This window comes from Oryzihumus sp. JJN4-3R, from assembly GCF_057747915.1.
Map to the genome: position 1 here is coordinate 128,407 of NZ_CM173229.1, position 14,983 is coordinate 143,389.

Below are 14,983 nucleotides of genomic sequence, written 5' to 3' on the forward strand. Positions count from 1 at the left end.
CCATGAGCGCTCAGTGGACCTGGACCTACCTCGACGCCGACGGCAAGCCCATGAGCGGGGGTGCCCTGGTCACCTCCGGGTTCCCCTCGCAGAGCGAGGCGGAGAGCTGGCTGGGGGAGGAGTGGCGCGACCTCGCCGACGCCGGCGTCGAGTCGGTCACGCTCCACCACGAGGACGCGGTGGTCTACGGCCCGATGAGCCTGCGACCCGCCCAGTGAGCCCATCCGGCGCCTCCGTCACGACCGCGGTCGACCCGGTGCCCTCGCCCGAGCTGGCCCGCCGGCTCGAGCGGATGGTCCGGGAGGCCCAGCGCGACTGGCGCTCACCGGCCGTGAGCGCGGGCGTCGTGCGGGACGGCCGGCTCGTGTGGTCGACACACGTCGGGTCCGCGCGCCTCGAACCGGGCACGGCCCCGACCGACGACACGCAGTACATGATCGGCTCGATCACCAAGACCTTCACCGCCGTCGTGGTGATGGCGCTGCGCGACGAGGGCCGGCTCGGCCTGGACGACCCGCTCTCGCGCTGGCTGCCCGACACCCGCCACGGCGAGGTGACGATCCGCCAGATGCTGGCCCACTCCTCGGGCCTGCAGCGCGAGCCGGTCGGCCGGATCTGGGAGAGCCTGGACGCCCCGGACGAGGCGCGGCTGATCGCCGAGCTCGAGGCCGCCGAGCGCGTGCTGCCCCCGCACTTCGTCTTCCACTACTCCAACCTGGCCTACGCCCTGCTGGGGCAGGTCATCGAACGGGTCGAGGGCGCGAGCTGGGAGGACGTGGTCCGGCGCCGGGTCCTGGACCCGCTGGAGATGCGGCACACCGGCCTGGCGCCGCGCGAGGACCGCGCGCTGGGCTACCAGGTCCACCCCTTCTCGGGGCTGGCCACGCAGGAGCCGCGCTTCGACCTCAGGGCCACGGCCGCCCTCGGCGGCCTCTGGAGCACGGTCGCCGACCTGGGCCGGTATGCCGCGTTCGTCGCCGATCCGGTGGCCGGGGTGCTCTCCGCCGACACGCTCGAGGAGATGTGCCGTCCCCTGGTCATCACCGACCCGGACGGCTGGACCGGGGGCTACGGCCTGGGCTTCGGGATGGGGCGGCTGGGGGAGCGGGTGCTCGTCGGCCACGGCGGCGCGATGCCGGGCTACCTGACCGGGCTGCGGGTGCGCCGCGCCGACCGGGTGGGTGCCGTGGTGTTCGCCAACGCCACCGCCGGGGCGGCCTCGCTGGTGCTGTCGGGGCAGCTGGTGGCGGCGGTGCTCGACGCCGAGCCGGCCGCGGTCGAGGCGTGGGTGCCCTCGACCCCGCGGCCGGAGCTGGCCGGCCTCCTGGGCAGCTGGTGGTCCGAGGGCGAGGAGCTGGTCCTGGAGGTGCGCGGGGAGGACCTGTGGTGCCGGGTGCCGGGCTCTCCGGCGACGACCAACGAGACCCGGTTCGCGGCCGAGGGGCCCGACCGGTTCCGTGCGGTGCAGGGGCGAGAGCGTGGCGAGCTGCTCGAGGTGGTTCGCGACGAGGAAGGAACGGTGAGGCAGATGTACTTCGCCACCTACGCCGTGACGCGCGAGCCCCGCGCGTTCGCCCAGCTGGTCAGCGAGGTCGACCGGGTCGGCGACGCCGGCCAGGCCGGCGTGGTCCGAGGGGTCAGCGAGGCCCGCGGATGATCGCCCGCGACCGGATGCACGAGCAGATGAAGCGGGAGCTGGCCGACTTCGCGGCGCGACACCCGTTGTCGGAGAAGGCCTTCGGCTCCGCCGAGCACCTGTTCGGCCGGGTCCCGATGACGTGGATGAACAAGCGCGCGGGGTCGTTCCCGCTCTACCTGGACTCGGCCCGCGGTGCCCGGGTGACCGACATCGACGGCCACACCTACCGCGACTTCGCCCTGGGTGACACCGCGGCGATGGCCGGGCACTCGCCCCGGGCCACGGTCGAGGCGGTCCAGCGCCGGTTCGCCCAGCTCGGCGGGGCCACGGCGATGCTGCCGACCGAGGACGCCGAATGGGTCGGCGCCGAGCTGACCCGGCGCTTCGGGGTGCCGCGGTGGAGCTTCTCGCTCACGGCGACCGACGCCAACCGGTGGGCGATCCGCATCGTGCGGGCGGTGACCGGCCGGCCGAAGATCCTGGTCAACAGCTACTGCTACCACGGCAGCGTCGACGAGTCGCTGATCGTCGTCGGACCCGCCGGCGAGGGCACGGCCCGCGAGGGCAACGTCGGCGCCCCGTGCGACGTGACGATCACCAGCCGGGTGGCCGAGTTCAACGACCTCGAGGGCCTGGAGCGCCAGCTCGCGCACGGTGACGTGGCGGCGGTGCTCATGGAGCCGGCGCTGACCAACATCGGCATCGTGCTGCCCGAGCCGGGCTACCTCGAGGGCGTGCGCGAGCTGACCCGGCGCTACGGCACCCTGCTCATCAACGACGAGACGCACACGTTCTCGGTCGGCCCGGGCGGGGCGACCAGGGCCTGGGGCCTGGACCCCGACCTGCTCGTCATCGGCAAGGCCATCGGCGGCGGCATCCCGGCCGGTGCCTACGCCATGTCCGCGGAGCTGGCCGACCGCACCCTGCGTCGCGACGACCTCGACCTGGTCGACATGGGCGGGGTCGGCGGCACGATGGCCGGCAACGCGCTGTCGGTGGCCGCCATGCGGGCGACGCTGGAGTCGGTCCTGACCGACGAGGCGTTCGCGCACATGATCGCCCTGGCCACGACCTACACCGAGGGCATCCGTGCGACGATCACCGGGCACGACCTGCCGTGGTCGGTGACCCAGCTCGGGGCCCGCTCGGAGTACCGCTTCGCCGCCACCCCGCCGCGCAACGGGACCGAGTCCCACGCGGTCCACGACGAGGAGCTCGACGACTACCTGCACCTGTTCCTGGCCAACCGGGGCATCCTGCTCACGCCGTTCCACAACATGGCGCTGATGAGCCCGGACACCACGGCCGACGACGTGCAGGCCCACCTGTCGGTCTTCGCTGAGGCGGTCGCCAGCCTGGTCGGCTGAGACCCCTTTCCAGCGGCCCGACATCGACGAGACGCACACCAGGACCGGGTCATGGTGTGCGTCTCGTCGATCCCGGCGGGTTGCCGCCTCAGGTCACCCGTTCAGGGTCACTGCGGCTTGGCGCCGCGCGCGACCTGCGGGCGCGGCAGCCGCGAGCGGCGCATCTGGAAGGCGCGCGTCACGGCATACATGGCAGCGCCCTGGGGCACGGCACCCTCGCCGAACTTGGCGGCGATCTTCTTGCGGGTGCGGCGCCACATGAGGATCGCGTCGGCGACGGCCACGATGATCAGGCCGTAGACGAGGGCGAAGACCAGCGTCAGCGCCCAGGTCTGCCGGACGAACGACAGCGCCAGCACCACCAGCATCACCGGCAGCATGAACTCGCCGATGTTCCAGCGGGCGTCCACCGTGTCGCGGATGTAGCGCTTGACCGGGCCCTTGTCCCGCGCGGGCAGGTTGGCCTCGTCGCCGGTCATCATCGCGGCGCGCTGGCGGGCGCGGGCGTCGCGGGCCTTGACCCGGGCCTCGTTGGCCGCCGCCTTGCGGTCGGTCGGCACCAGCGGCTTGCGGCGCGCCGCCTCCTGGTCCCTGCGCCTGGGCGTGGGCCGGTTCTTGGCGCCCGGGCGCTCGGCGTAGCTGGTTTCGGGGGCGGCCGGCTCCGCGGCCTTCTTTCGTCCAAACACGACGCACACTGTATGTCGAGTGGCCCGGTTCGCTGGTATCGCCACCGACGCGCGTGGGGCGGGTCGGTACCCTCGGGCGCGTGACCGACGACGCCATCACCCCTGACCGGCTCGACGCCATCCGCTCCCGGGTGGCCGAGCTCATGCCCGGCCTGCGCCACGACCTGGAGATGCTGACCCGCATCCCGAGCGTGTCGCTGGACGCCTTCGACCAGTCCCACGTGGAGTCCAGCGCCGAGGCGGTGGCCCAGCTGCTGCGCGGCGAGGGCCTCGACGTCGAGATCGTCCGCGAGGGCGGCCGGCCCGCGGTCATCGGCCACATCGACGGGCCCGAGGGGGCCCCGACGGTCATGCTCTACGCCCACCACGACGTGCAGCCGCCCGGCAAGGACGAGGACTGGGACAGCGCGCCGTTCGAGCCGACCGAGCGCGAGGGCCGGGTCTACGCGCGCGGCATCGCCGACGACAAGGCCGGCGTCATGGCGCACATCGCGGCGCTGCGCGCGCACCACGGCACGCTGCCGGTGGGCGTCACGGTCTTCGTCGAGGGGGAGGAGGAGGTCGGCTCCGACTCGCTGCCGACCATCCTCGAGCGCCACGGCGAGAAGCTGCGCGCCGACGCGATCGTCCTGGCCGACTCGATGAACTGGGGCGTCGGCGAGCCGGCCCTGACCACGACGCTGCGCGGCATGATCCGCGTCGTCGTCACCGTCCGCACCCTGGACCACGGCATCCACTCGGGCATGTTCGGCGGTGCGGTGCCGGACGCGATCATGTCGCTGGCCCGGCTCCTGGCCACCCTGCACGACGACGAGGGCAACGTCGCCGTCGAGGGGCTGAAGTCCGGCGAGGCCGCCGACCTGGAGTTCACCGAGGAGCAGCTGCGCAAGGACTCCGGCCTGCTCGACGGGGTGCACACCATCGGCTCCGGCTCGCTGCTCTCGCGCATGTGGACCAAGCCCTCCATCACGACGATCGGCCTCGACGCCCCGACCGTGGCCCAGGCGTCCAACACCCTCGTCCCGCAGGCCTCGGCCAAGATCTCGGTGCGCATCGCCCCCGACGAGGACCCGGCCGCGGCCTACCGCCTCGTCACCGACCACCTCAAGGCCCACGCGCCGTGGAACGCCCAGGTCGACGTCCACCTCGACGAGACCGGCGCCGGCTTCGCCGCGGACGCCCAGGGCCCGGTCTACGACCAGGCGCGCGCCGCCTTCACCGACGCGTGGGGCACCCCGCCGGTCGACATCGGCGTCGGCGGCTCGATCCCGTTCGTCGCCGCGTTCGCCGAGAAGTTCCCCGAGGCCGGCATCCTCATCACCGGCGTCGAGGACCCCGACACCCGCGCCCACGGCGCCAACGAGAGCCTGCACCTCGGTGAGTTCGAGCGGGTCTGCGTCGCCGAGGCCGTGCTGTTCGAGCGCCTGGGCACCCTCAAGAAGGCCTGAGCCGCCGCACCACCAGCCACGCGTCACCCAGCCACGCACCACCCGGTATGCCGCCCGCTCACCCGAGCGGGCGGCATACCTGCGTCTCCAGCCCTCTGCCGAGTCGTGACGACCGCCGTCACGAGGGTCGGGTCAGCCGGCGCGGTGGGCGGCGAGGACGGCAGCCACGGTGCGGTCGATGTCGGCGTCGGTGGTCATCCAGTTCGAGACCGAGAAGCGCATCGCCCGGCGACCGTCCCAGAGCGTGCCGGACACCCACGCCTCACCGCTGTCGCGCAGCCCCTGCATGACGGCGTCGGTGTGCCGCTCGGAGTCGCCGAAGCGCACGAGCACCTGGTTGAGCACGACCTCGTTGAGCACCTCCACGCCGGTCTCGGCGCGCATGGCGTCGGCGAACCGCCGCGCCCGGGCGCAGGAGCCCTCCACCATCGCGGCCACGCCGGCACGACCCAGCTCCCGGATCGCCGCCCAGACCGCGAATCCCCTGGCGCGCCGGGAGGCCTCGGGCACGAAGCGGAACGGGTCGCGGGCCTCCCCGACCTGCACGTAGGCCGCCTGCCACGTCATCGCGGCCATGTGGGCCTCGGGGTCGCGGGTGAAGACGAGCGCCGAGTCGTAGGGCACGTTGAGCCACTTGTGGCAGTCGGTGGCGACCGAGTCGGCGAGCTCGACGCCGGCGGTGAGGTGGCGCAGCCGCGGGCTGGCCGCCGCCCACAGCCCGAACGCGCCGTCCACGTGCAGCCACGCGCCGCGCTCCCGGCAGACCCGGGCGATCTCCTCCAGCGGGTCGAACGCCCCGGTGTCGACGTTGCCGGCCTGGGCGCAGACGATGGCCGGGCCCTCGCTGCGGGCGAGCACGTCGGCGAGCGACTCCGGCACCATCCGGCCCTGGTGGTCGGCCGCGGCGCGCTCGGGGGTCCCGCCGAGGCCGAGGAAGCGCAGCGCCTGCGGGACGGTCGAGTGCGACTGGGCGCCGGCGACGACGTGGACGCGCGGGGCGCCCTGGAGGCCGTCGGCCTCGACGTCCCACCCGGCCCGCTTGAGGACCGCGTGCCGCCCCGCGGCGAGGCCGGTGAAGTTGGCCATCTGCGCGCCCGTGGTGAAGCCGAAGGAGGAGTCCGGGGCGAGGCCGAGCAGCTCGCGGGACCAGGCGCCGGCGGTCTCCTCCGCGGCGGCGGCCGCCGGCGACATGACCTCCAGCCCGGCGACCTGGTCCCAGGCGGCGGCCAGCCAGTCCGCGGCCACGGTCGAGGGCAGCCCGCCGCCCATGACGTAGCCGAAGTAGCGCGGCCCCGCCGTGGCCACCAGGCCCGGCTCGGCGGCGGCCACCAGCGCCTCGACGACGGTGGCCGGGTCCTCGCCCTGCTCCGGCAGCGGCCCGGCAAAACCGGCCTGCGCGTCGGCGTCCGCCGGCGGGAAGACGCGCCGCTCGCGCAGCCCGTCGAGGTAGCCGACCGCGTGACGGTGCGCGGCCTCCAACGCGTCGTGGTGGCTCATTCGCGGAGGCTACCGCCGACGGTGAGCAGCCGGCACGGGCGTGCGACGGAGCAGCTGGTGTGCGGGACGGCCGACCGGTCGCTGCCGGGTCAGCCGTTCGGCCGGTTCCTGCGGCAACCCCGTGTCGGGACGGACGCGACGCGGCATGCTGGCCAGGCGTCGGGGATCGGGGGTGGGACGGGTGCGGTCTGGTGACGATGCGGCACGCCGGGCGACAGGAGCCCGCCGTGCCGTCGCGCTGCTCGCAGTGGCCGCCGTGCTGGCGGTGCTCACCGGTGGGTGCTCGACGGTGGTCGGTGTCACCGGCGGGGCGCCACCCGTCCGGTTCTCCGCCGGCCTGAGCGGCAAGCCCGACACGGTGCGACGCGAGGTGCAGTTCGCGTCGGTCGACGACGCCTCCGGGACGCTCGTGACGTGGTCACCGCGCCCTGCCGGCGCGTGGCTGGTGTCCGTGCGCACCGTCCCGATCGAGACCGGCTCGCCCTACCGCGTCGACGTGTTCGACGCGGCAGCACCCGGTCCGCTGCGCGCCGGGTCGCGGGTGACCCTGACCTGGAGGTACAGCGTGCCCCGGAAGCCGTCTCCGGGCCCCGTGGTCGCCGTCGTCAGCGCCGACGGGCGCTCGCTCACACTGCCCCTGGGCAGCGGGCATCCGGCGACGTTCACGCGACTGCGGCTGCCCGGGGACTTCGAGGTCCTCATGCTGCGCGCGCGGGTCAAGGCGGAGTCGACCCGGACCACCGGCACGCCACGGCCCTGAGCCGCGACCCGGCCACGGTCAGCTCCTCCGGGAGCGCAAGGGACGTATGCCGGGTAGCCGGCTGGGTGCCGGCCACCCGGCATACGTCCGTTGCGGCGGGCGGCGCGGCGCGGGCCACCCCACGATGGTGAGGGGAGGTGGCGCGATGGGCGACGTCAGCATCGGCACGCCGGAGGGTGACCTGCCGGCGTGGGTGGAGACGCCGGGCGGGGCCGGACCGTGGCCGGGGGTCGTCCTGGTCAGCGACGTCATGGGCCCGTCCGACGACCTGCGCCACCAGGCGGGCTGGCTGGCGGGGGAGGGCTACCTCGCGGCGGCGCCGGACCTGTTCCACTGGGGCAGCCGGCTGACCTGCCTGCGCTCGATCCTGCGAGAGACGATCGAGAAGCAGGGCCGCACCTTCCGCGACATCGAGGCCACGCGACAGTGGCTGCTGGGCCGCCCGGACTGCACCGGGCGGATCGGGGTCCTCGGCTTCTGCATGGGTGGCGGCTTCGCGCTGATGCTGGCGATCGGCGGTGACTACGACGCCTCGAGCGTCAGCTACGGGACGGCGAAGAGGCGCTACCAGACGCGCGAGGCGCTGGCGGGGGCCTGCCCGGTCGTGGGCAGCTACGGCAGCAAGGACCTGATCACCCGGCGGTCGGCGGCACGCCTGGAGGAGCACCTCACCGACCTCGGCATCGACCACGACATCCGCGTCTACCCCGGGGTGGGGCACGGCTTCATGAACGACCACGGCGACAGCGGCGCCGTCGGGACGTTCCTGGCCAGGGTCAGCGGCACGGCCTACGACGACCCGGCGACACAGGACGCCCGCCGGCGGATCGTGGCGTTCTTCGACCGGCACCTGCGGACGGTCACGGCCCAGCTGGCGAGTCCCGACTCCTGACAGGCGCTTTCGCGATCCAGGGGGTGCCTGGCGCTCAGAGGCGGTAGACCGCGGTGCTGAGGTACTTCAGCCCCGAGTCCACCAGCAGCGTGACGACGCGGGCGTCCGGCCCCAGCCGTCGCCCGAGGTCGATCGCGGCCAGGACGTTGGCGCCCGAGGACGTGCCGGCGAACAGGCCCTCCTCGCGCGCCAGGCGCCGCGCCATCTCCTCGGCGTCGTCACTGGGGACCGGGATCACCTCGTCCACGAGCCCGGGGTCCCACATCGGCGGTCGGTCGCCGATGCCGATGCCCTCGATGCGGTGGGCGCCGGGCAGCCCTCCGGAGAGCACCGCAGACTCGGCGGGCTCGACCGCCACGACCCGCAGCCCCGGGTGGTGGCGCTGGATGCCGGCGGCGGCGCCGCGCAACGAGGCGGCGGTGCCGATCGACTGGAGGAACGCGTCGACCCGCCCGCCGGTCTGCGCCCAGATCTCCTCGCCCATCGCGTGGTAGCCGGCGATGCTGTCGGTGTTGTGCAGCTGGTCGGTCCAGTAGGTGCGCGGCTCCCGGCTGATCGCCCGGGCCCGCTCGATCATGGTGCGGATGAGCGCCTTGGTGATGGCGCCGCCCTCGCTCGGGACGATGGTCAGCTCGGCGCCGAACGCCGCCATCTGGGTCAGCTTGTCCTGGCTGAACGCGTCGGAGGTGACGATCCGCAGGCGGTAGCCCCTGGCCGCGCAGACCAGGGCCAGGGAGGCACCGGTGCTGCCACCGGTGTACTCCACCACGGTGTCACCCGGGCCCAGCCGCCCGTCGGCCTCGGCGCCGGCGATCATCGCCTGGGCCATGCGGTCCTTCATGCTGCCGGTCGGGTTCTGGCCCTCGACCTTGACGAAGACCTCGGCGCACCCGGGCGGCACGACGCGACGCAGCCGCACCAGCGGCGTGTTGCCGATCGTCGCCAGGACGCCGCTGCCGTTCTGCGACATCAGGACTCGCTGATCCGATGGTTCGATGACCCGGGCCCCGGGCTCAGTCCTTGCTGGTCTCGCCGGGCAGGGCGAGCATCTGGTCCAGCGCCACGCGGGCCCAGTGGGCCACGTCCGGGTCGACGACGATCGGGTTGACCACCCGGCCCGCCACGAGCGACTCCAGGGCCCACACCAGGTGCGGCAGGTCGATGCGGTTCATCGTCGAGCAGTAGCAGACGTTCTTCTCCAGGAAGGCGATCTGCTGCTCGGGGAACTGCTCGGCCAGCCGGCGCACGAGGTTGAGCTCGGTGCCGACGACCCACTTGCTGCCGGCCGGCGCCGCGGCGATGGTCTTGATGATCTTCTCGGTGGAGCCGACCTCGTCGGCGGCCTCGACGACCTCGTGGCGGCACTCGGGGTGCACGATCACCTTGACGTCGGGGATCGTCGCGCGCGCCTCGTTGACGGCCTCGAGGCTGAACCGGCCGTGCACCGAGCAGTGCCCGCGCCACAGGATCATCCGGGCCGCCTGCAGCTCCTCGCGGGTCAGCCCGCCGTTGGGCTTGTGCGGGTCGAAGACCACGCAGTCCTCGAGGGACAGGCCGAGCTCGCGGACGGCGGTGTTGCGGCCGAGGTGCTGGTCGGGCAGGAAGAGGACCTTGCCGGTGCCGTCGACGCCGCCGCGCTGCTCGAACGCCCACGCCAGGGCGGTCTTCGCGTTGCTGGAGGTGCAGACCGTGCCGCCGTGCCGACCGGTGAACGCCTTGATCGCGGCGCTGGAGTTCATGTAGGTCACCGGGATGACGTCGTCGGCCACGCCGGCGTCGACGAGGTCGTCCCACGCGTCCTCGACCTGGCTGATCGCGGCCATGTCGGCCATCGAGCACCCGGCCGCCAGGTCGGGCAGGATCACCTGCTGCGCGTCGCTGGTGAGGATGTCGGCCGACTCGGCCATGAAGTGCACGCCACAGAAGATGATGTGCTTCGCGTCGGGCCGGGCGGCGGCGTCCTTGGCCAGCTTGAACGAGTCACCGGTGACATCGGCGAACTCGATGACCTCGTCGCGCTGGTAGTGGTGCCCCAGGACGAACACCGAGTCGCCGAGCGCGGCCTTGGCGGCCCGGGCGCGCTCGACCAGCCCGGGGTCGGACGGGGCCGGCAGGTCACCGGGGCACTCGACGCCACGCTCGGTGGCGAGGTCCCGGCCGTGGCCGAGGACCAGCAGGGGCAGGGCGCTGCGCGGGGCATCCGTGGTCGTGCTCACGCTCTGATCGTTTCACAAGTGCACGGGCGCCCCCGACCACCCCGCCCCGGTATGCCGGGTGGCCGGCCCCCACGAGCGCGCCGGCCTCCTCGACGCAGAGCCCGGGAGACGCGTGTCGGCTTGGCGGGAGCCGCCCGGTTTGTCCCGGTTGTGGACCGTGTGGGCAGGGACTGACTCCACGACGCGCCGACCGGCGCGACGACACGCCGAACGGCCCCCGGCCGCGGGTTGCGGGGAAGGGCCCGTCGTCGTCGCTAGCCTTCGATCTCCGGACCGGCCTCGGGGGCGAGCGGTCCGGTCCCGTGTCAGAACCTTCGCAAGGAGACCGCGATGACCGAACCGCTGCTCGCCCTGTCCCGTTCCGACTCCGAGGCCCTCGACCAGGACCTGGTCAGCGCCCTGGCCGACTGCATCCGCGTCGGGGCGCTCACCCTGGCCGACATCAACGACCTCACCACCGGCGAGATCCGCGACCTGCTGGTCGGGCGCACCGCCTCCTAGGGTCGCCCCCATCGCCCGGCCGCGGGTGCCCGGACACCGGCTCGTCCGGGCACCCACGGGCGGCGGGCGTCCACCGTCGCGGCGGCTAGGGTCCGGTCATGCGCTTCTCGATCTGGCCCTCGGTCGGCCAGCCCTGGCACGAGGTCGTCGACACGGTGCGGCACGCCGAGGCCACGGGGTGGGACCGGGCCTACCTGGCCGACCACTTCATGGCCAACAGCGCGGACCCCGCCGAGGCCGCGGCGCCGCTGCTGGAGGCCACCGCCGCGCTCGGTGCCCTGGCGGCGCTGACCGAGCGGATCGTGCTCGCACCCCTGGTGCTGGGCATGACCTACCGGCACCCGGCGGTGGTCGCGAACTGGGCGGCCACGGTCGACCACGTGAGCAACGGCCGGCTGGTCCTGGGCCTCGGCGCCGGCTGGCAGGTCAACGAGCACGAGCAGTACGGCATCGACCTGCCCGGGCCCGGCCCGCTGGTCACCCGGTTCCACGAGGGGCTGCGCGTGATCGAGGGCCTGCTGACGCGGGAGCGCACCACCGTCGAGGGGGAGCACTACCGCGTCACCGACGCGTTGTGCGAGCCCAAGCCGGTGCAGCCGCGGGTGCCGCTGCTCGTCGGCTGCACCGGCGAGCGGATGCTGGGCATCGTCGCCCGGCACGCCGACGAGTGGAACATGTGGGGCCTGCCCGACCGGGTCGCCGAGCGCAGCGCGGTGCTCGACCGCCAGTGCGAGAAGGTCGAGCGCGACCCGGCCACGGTGCAGCGCTCGTGCCAGGCGGTGTGGTTCGTCGGGGACGACGGCGACGCGGCGCGGGCCGAGGCGGCGGCCTCACCCGCCCGGGCGGCGGTCGGGGGGACCCCTGCGGACCTCGTCGAGCTGGTCGAGTGCTGGCAGGCCGTCGGCGTGGACGAGGTGGTCGTCCCCGACTTCACGCTCGGCACCGGTGCGCGCAAGCGCGACCTGATGGACGCGATCATCGAGGTGACTGCGGCGACGACCCACGGCTGAGCCCGGCTAGTCGCGGGCGCCCGGCGGGCGGAGGCCGGCGAGGTTGAGCGCGGCCACGGTCGCCGCTCCGGCCAGCGCGCGGTCGGCCGCGCCCTGAAGGTCGGCGAGCAGCGCACGGCGCTGCTCGGTGCCGTGCGCGTTGACGGCGTGGCCGACGTGCTCCAGCCCGACGTCGGTGATCGCGCCGACCTGCGCGGCCAGCGTCATGACGGACATGGCGCGCTGCGGCAGCCCCTCCGGCAGGCCCCAGCCGCGGCCGCCGAGCCGCTCGTCGGCCGTCGTGCGCAGGTCGCTGCCCGCCCACGGCTTAGCGTCGAGGCCGTCGAGCGCCTCGGTCAGCTCGATCAGCTCAGAGCGCAGCCCGCGCTCGATCTCGCTGAGCGACAACGCCTCCAGCGTGTGCGCGGGCACCGGGTCGGTGTCGTATGCCGACCAGGTCACCCGGGTGCCCTGGTCCACCTCCGGGCCGTAGACCTCGACCCGCGGCACGAGCGCCCCACCCATGCCGGGCACGTAGACGCACTCGCCCGCTGCGGTCGCCGCGGCGGCGAACTCCGCCGAGCCACGCGGCATACCGCGCAGGTCCCCCGGGCGGGGGAGCGCGACGAGGACCGCGCGCTCACCGAGGTCGCGCCACAGCTCCAGCCGGGCCGTCACGTCGCCGTCGACGTGGTCGACGTCGGGCAGCGAGCGGGCCAGGACCTCCTCCAGGCGGGAGCGCCCGGAGAACGACGCGGTGGCCCACAACGCGAGGCGGACCGAGGCGGGGAGCACGGACATCCCGCCATCGTAGGTGTCGCCCGCGACGTCCCCCGAGGGGTTGGCTAGGGTCACCGCCATGAGTGATGTCCTCGAGCTCGCCGGCGTCAGTGTGGTCCGCGGGGGGAACACCCTGCTGGACGACGTCACGTGGGAGGTCGAGGAGGGGCAGCGCTGGGTCGTGCTGGGCCCCAACGGCGCCGGCAAGACGACGCTGCTGCAGCTGGCCGCCGGCCGGATCCACCCGACGACCGGGGTCGCCGGGGTGCTCGGCGAGGTGCTCGGGACGGTCGACGTCTTCGAGCTGCGCCCCCGGATCGGCCTGGCCAGCGCGGCGATCGCCGAGCGGATCCCGGCCGACGAGCGGGTCGCCGACGTCGTCGTGACCGCGTCCTACGGCATCGTCGGGCGCTGGCGCGAGCGCTACGACGAGCTCGACCACGGCCGGGCCACCGACCTGCTCAAGGCCCTGGGCGCCGGGCACCTCGCCGACCGGGTCTTCGGCACCCTCAGCGAGGGTGAGCGCAAGCGCGTCCAGATCGCGCGGGCCCTGATGACCGACCCCGAGCTGATGCTGCTCGACGAGCCGGCCGCCGGGCTGGACCTCGCCGGCCGGGAGGACCTGGTGGCCCGGTTGGGCGAGCTGGCCGCCGACGTGGACGCGCCCGCGCTGGTCCTGGTGACCCACCACGTCGAGGAGATCCCGCCGGCGTTCACCGACGTGCTGCTCGTCCGCGACGGCCGGGTCGTGGCGCAGGGGCCGATCGAGATCACCCTCACCGAGGACAACCTCTCCGAGACCTTCGGCCTGCCGCTCGTGGTCGACCGGCACGGCGAGCGCTGGTCGGCCCGCGCCCGCTGAGCCAGGCGGTGCCTTGACGGCCGCCACCCGGGCTCAGACGCCACCCGGGCTCAGGTCGTCGCCGGGCAGGTGCGCACCGCGCGCCCCTGGCGCAGGCCCAGGCCCATGGCGACGAGGGCGAGCACCGCGACCGCGAGGCCGTAGGCGACGGCGGTGGGCAGCAGCCCCGCCTGCCGGACCGCCACGCCCGCGAGGAGGGTCGGCACGCCGAAGGCCAGGTAGTTGACCGTGTAGGCCGCGGCGAACAGCTCGGCCCGCTCGTGCGGCTCGGGCAGCGCGGCGACCGAGCGGAACGCCCCGAAGAACGCCGTGCCGAAGCCGGTGCCTGCCACGACCGTCGCGGCGAAGAACCCGGCCACCGACCGCGCCTCGAGGGCGGCCAGGGTCGCCAGCACCCCGACGGCCAGGGTCGCCGCACCGAAGGTCATGGTCGGGCGCGGTGCCCGGTTGCCGACCAGCAGCACCGCGATGCTCCCCGCCCCGGTCAGGGCCGCCACGACCAGGCCTCCGGCGAGGTGGCCCTCCACGTGCAGCTCGGCGGAGACCAGCGACGGGCCGAGCGAGAGGTAGAGCCCGCCGATCGCCCAGGTCGCGACCAGCGCCGGCACCGCCATCGCAAACGCCCGGCGGGCGCGCTGCGGCACGCAAGCGCTGGGGCGCAACGACTTCAGCGCCCCGGCCCGCGGCGTGACCGTCTCCGGCACCACGACCACGAGGGCGGCCAGGGCGGTCAGCGCCACGGCCAGGGCGAGGAAGACGACGGTGGTCGGCGCGGGCAGGCTGTCGAGCACGATCCCGGAGCCCAGGGCCCCGGCCGCCAGCCCCGCGGTCGGGCCGACGCTGTTGACGACCGCCCCCGATCGCGGCCGGCCCGGGGGTTGCAGGTCGACCAGGGCGGCGCTGACGACGCCCATCGCCGCGCCGGTCGCCAGGCCCTGCACCGCTCGCGCGACCAGCAGCCCGGTGACCCCGCCCGCGGCGAGGAAAAGCAGCATCGCGACGGCGTCGAGCACCAGGGCTGCGGCGAGCACCGGGCGCCGGCCGACGTGGTCGGACAGCCCGCCGACGGTGAGCAGGGCGGCCAGGAGCGCCAGGGGGTATGCCGCGAAGACGGTGGTCAGCGCCGCGGCCGAGAAGTGCCACTGGGCCTGGTAGACGGAGAACAGCGGTGAGGGTGCACCGGCGGCCAGCATCAGCACGACCAGGGCGATCGAGACGACCGCGAAGGCGGGGGTGCGCCCCAGGCGGGGCAGCGGGCGAAGGGGCGGCATGGAGGCTCCTCGAAACAGTTCCAGAATCATCGAACTGTCACGACACTAGGCGCCTTCGACCGATAGTTCAACTAT

General features: G+C 74.2%; 15 protein-coding genes. 9 read left to right on the top strand and 6 right to left on the bottom strand.

All coding sequences use genetic code 11. From position 1 onward, the window contains the following. Nucleotides 1-2 precede the first annotated feature (2 nt). The 3 genes from AC3ANM_RS00535 to AC3ANM_RS00545 are packed head-to-tail and all read left to right on the top strand — an operon-like array spanning nt 3 to nt 3,006. Nucleotides 3-218 (top strand): hypothetical protein, encoded by a 216-nt coding sequence (locus AC3ANM_RS00535; protein ID WP_488286189.1) that lies wholly within the window; start codon nt 3-5, stop codon nt 216-218. Continuing rightward, on the top strand, nt 215-1,657 hold the full coding sequence (locus AC3ANM_RS00540; protein ID WP_488286190.1) for a serine hydrolase domain-containing protein: 1,443 nt from the start codon (nt 215-217) through the stop codon (nt 1,655-1,657). The genes AC3ANM_RS00535 and AC3ANM_RS00540 overlap by 4 nt, the downstream gene beginning before the upstream one ends. Continuing rightward, nucleotides 1,654-3,006 (top strand): transaminase, encoded by a 1,353-nt coding sequence (locus AC3ANM_RS00545; protein WP_488286191.1) that lies wholly within the window; start codon nt 1,654-1,656, stop codon nt 3,004-3,006. The genes AC3ANM_RS00540 and AC3ANM_RS00545 overlap by 4 nt, the downstream gene beginning before the upstream one ends. Before the next feature lie 107 nt (nt 3,007-3,113). Here AC3ANM_RS00545 and AC3ANM_RS00550 read toward each other — a convergent pair whose 3' ends face one another. Next, on the bottom strand, nt 3,114-3,692 hold the full coding sequence (locus AC3ANM_RS00550) for a DUF3043 domain-containing protein (protein WP_488286192.1): 579 nt from the start codon (nt 3,690-3,692) through the stop codon (nt 3,114-3,116). Between the two features lie 80 nt (nt 3,693-3,772). On the opposite strand from AC3ANM_RS00550, the gene AC3ANM_RS00555 reads away from it, so the two are divergent. After that, nucleotides 3,773-5,140 carry a M20/M25/M40 family metallo-hydrolase gene (locus AC3ANM_RS00555; RefSeq protein ID WP_488286193.1) on the top strand — a complete coding sequence of 456 codons (1,368 nt, stop codon included), beginning with the start codon at nt 3,773-3,775 and terminating at the stop codon, nt 5,138-5,140. A 132-nt stretch (nt 5,141-5,272) separates the two neighbouring features. Here the strand turns inward: AC3ANM_RS00555 and AC3ANM_RS00560 are convergent, their stop codons facing one another. Beyond that, the gene (locus AC3ANM_RS00560) at nt 5,273-6,637 is read right to left on the bottom strand and encodes a pyridoxal phosphate-dependent decarboxylase family protein (protein ID WP_488286194.1); all 1,365 of its coding nucleotides are present in this window, start codon (nt 6,635-6,637) and stop codon (nt 5,273-5,275) included. Nucleotides 6,638-6,818: 181 nt separating this feature from the next. On the opposite strand from AC3ANM_RS00560, the gene AC3ANM_RS00565 reads away from it, so the two are divergent. Both AC3ANM_RS00565 and AC3ANM_RS00570 read left to right on the top strand, forming a co-directional pair. Beyond that, entirely contained in the window at nt 6,819-7,397 is a 579-nt protein-coding gene (locus AC3ANM_RS00565; protein WP_488286195.1) for a hypothetical protein, read from the top strand. 145 nt (nt 7,398-7,542) lie between these two features. Next, on the top strand, nt 7,543-8,289 hold the full coding sequence (locus AC3ANM_RS00570; protein WP_488286196.1) for a dienelactone hydrolase family protein: 747 nt from the start codon (nt 7,543-7,545) through the stop codon (nt 8,287-8,289). A gap of 34 nt (nt 8,290-8,323) precedes the next feature. On the opposite strand, the gene AC3ANM_RS00575 is transcribed toward AC3ANM_RS00570, so the two are convergent. Then, nucleotides 8,324-9,259, bottom strand: coding sequence for a PLP-dependent cysteine synthase family protein (locus AC3ANM_RS00575; RefSeq protein ID WP_488286197.1), 936 nt, complete (start codon nt 9,257-9,259; stop codon nt 8,324-8,326). 43 nt (nt 9,260-9,302) lie between these two features. Further along, complete coding sequence (nadA, locus tag AC3ANM_RS00580) at nt 9,303-10,505, bottom strand: quinolinate synthase NadA (RefSeq protein WP_488286198.1); 1,203 nt, start codon at nt 10,503-10,505, stop codon at nt 9,303-9,305. Between the two features lie 330 nt (nt 10,506-10,835). On the opposite strand from nadA, the gene AC3ANM_RS00585 reads away from it, so the two are divergent. After that, the gene (locus AC3ANM_RS00585; RefSeq protein ID WP_488286199.1) at nt 10,836-11,006 is read left to right on the top strand and encodes a hypothetical protein; all 171 of its coding nucleotides are present in this window, start codon (nt 10,836-10,838) and stop codon (nt 11,004-11,006) included. Nucleotides 11,007-11,104: 98 nt separating this feature from the next. Continuing rightward, nucleotides 11,105-12,016 carry an LLM class flavin-dependent oxidoreductase gene (locus tag AC3ANM_RS00590; protein WP_488286200.1) on the top strand — a complete coding sequence of 304 codons (912 nt, stop codon included), beginning with the start codon at nt 11,105-11,107 and terminating at the stop codon, nt 12,014-12,016. A 6-nt stretch (nt 12,017-12,022) separates the two neighbouring features. On the opposite strand, the gene AC3ANM_RS00595 is transcribed toward AC3ANM_RS00590, so the two are convergent. After that, nucleotides 12,023-12,796 (bottom strand): hypothetical protein, encoded by a 774-nt coding sequence (locus tag AC3ANM_RS00595; protein WP_488286201.1) that lies wholly within the window; start codon nt 12,794-12,796, stop codon nt 12,023-12,025. Between the two features lie 58 nt (nt 12,797-12,854). Between AC3ANM_RS00595 and AC3ANM_RS00600 the strand changes: the two genes are divergently transcribed. After that, the gene (locus tag AC3ANM_RS00600; protein WP_488286202.1) at nt 12,855-13,637 is read left to right on the top strand and encodes an ABC transporter ATP-binding protein; all 783 of its coding nucleotides are present in this window, start codon (nt 12,855-12,857) and stop codon (nt 13,635-13,637) included. Nucleotides 13,638-13,687: 50 nt separating this feature from the next. Here the strand turns inward: AC3ANM_RS00600 and AC3ANM_RS00605 are convergent, their stop codons facing one another. Continuing rightward, complete coding sequence (locus AC3ANM_RS00605; RefSeq protein ID WP_488286203.1) at nt 13,688-14,908, bottom strand: MFS transporter; 1,221 nt, start codon at nt 14,906-14,908, stop codon at nt 13,688-13,690. Nucleotides 14,909-14,983 lie beyond the last annotated feature (75 nt).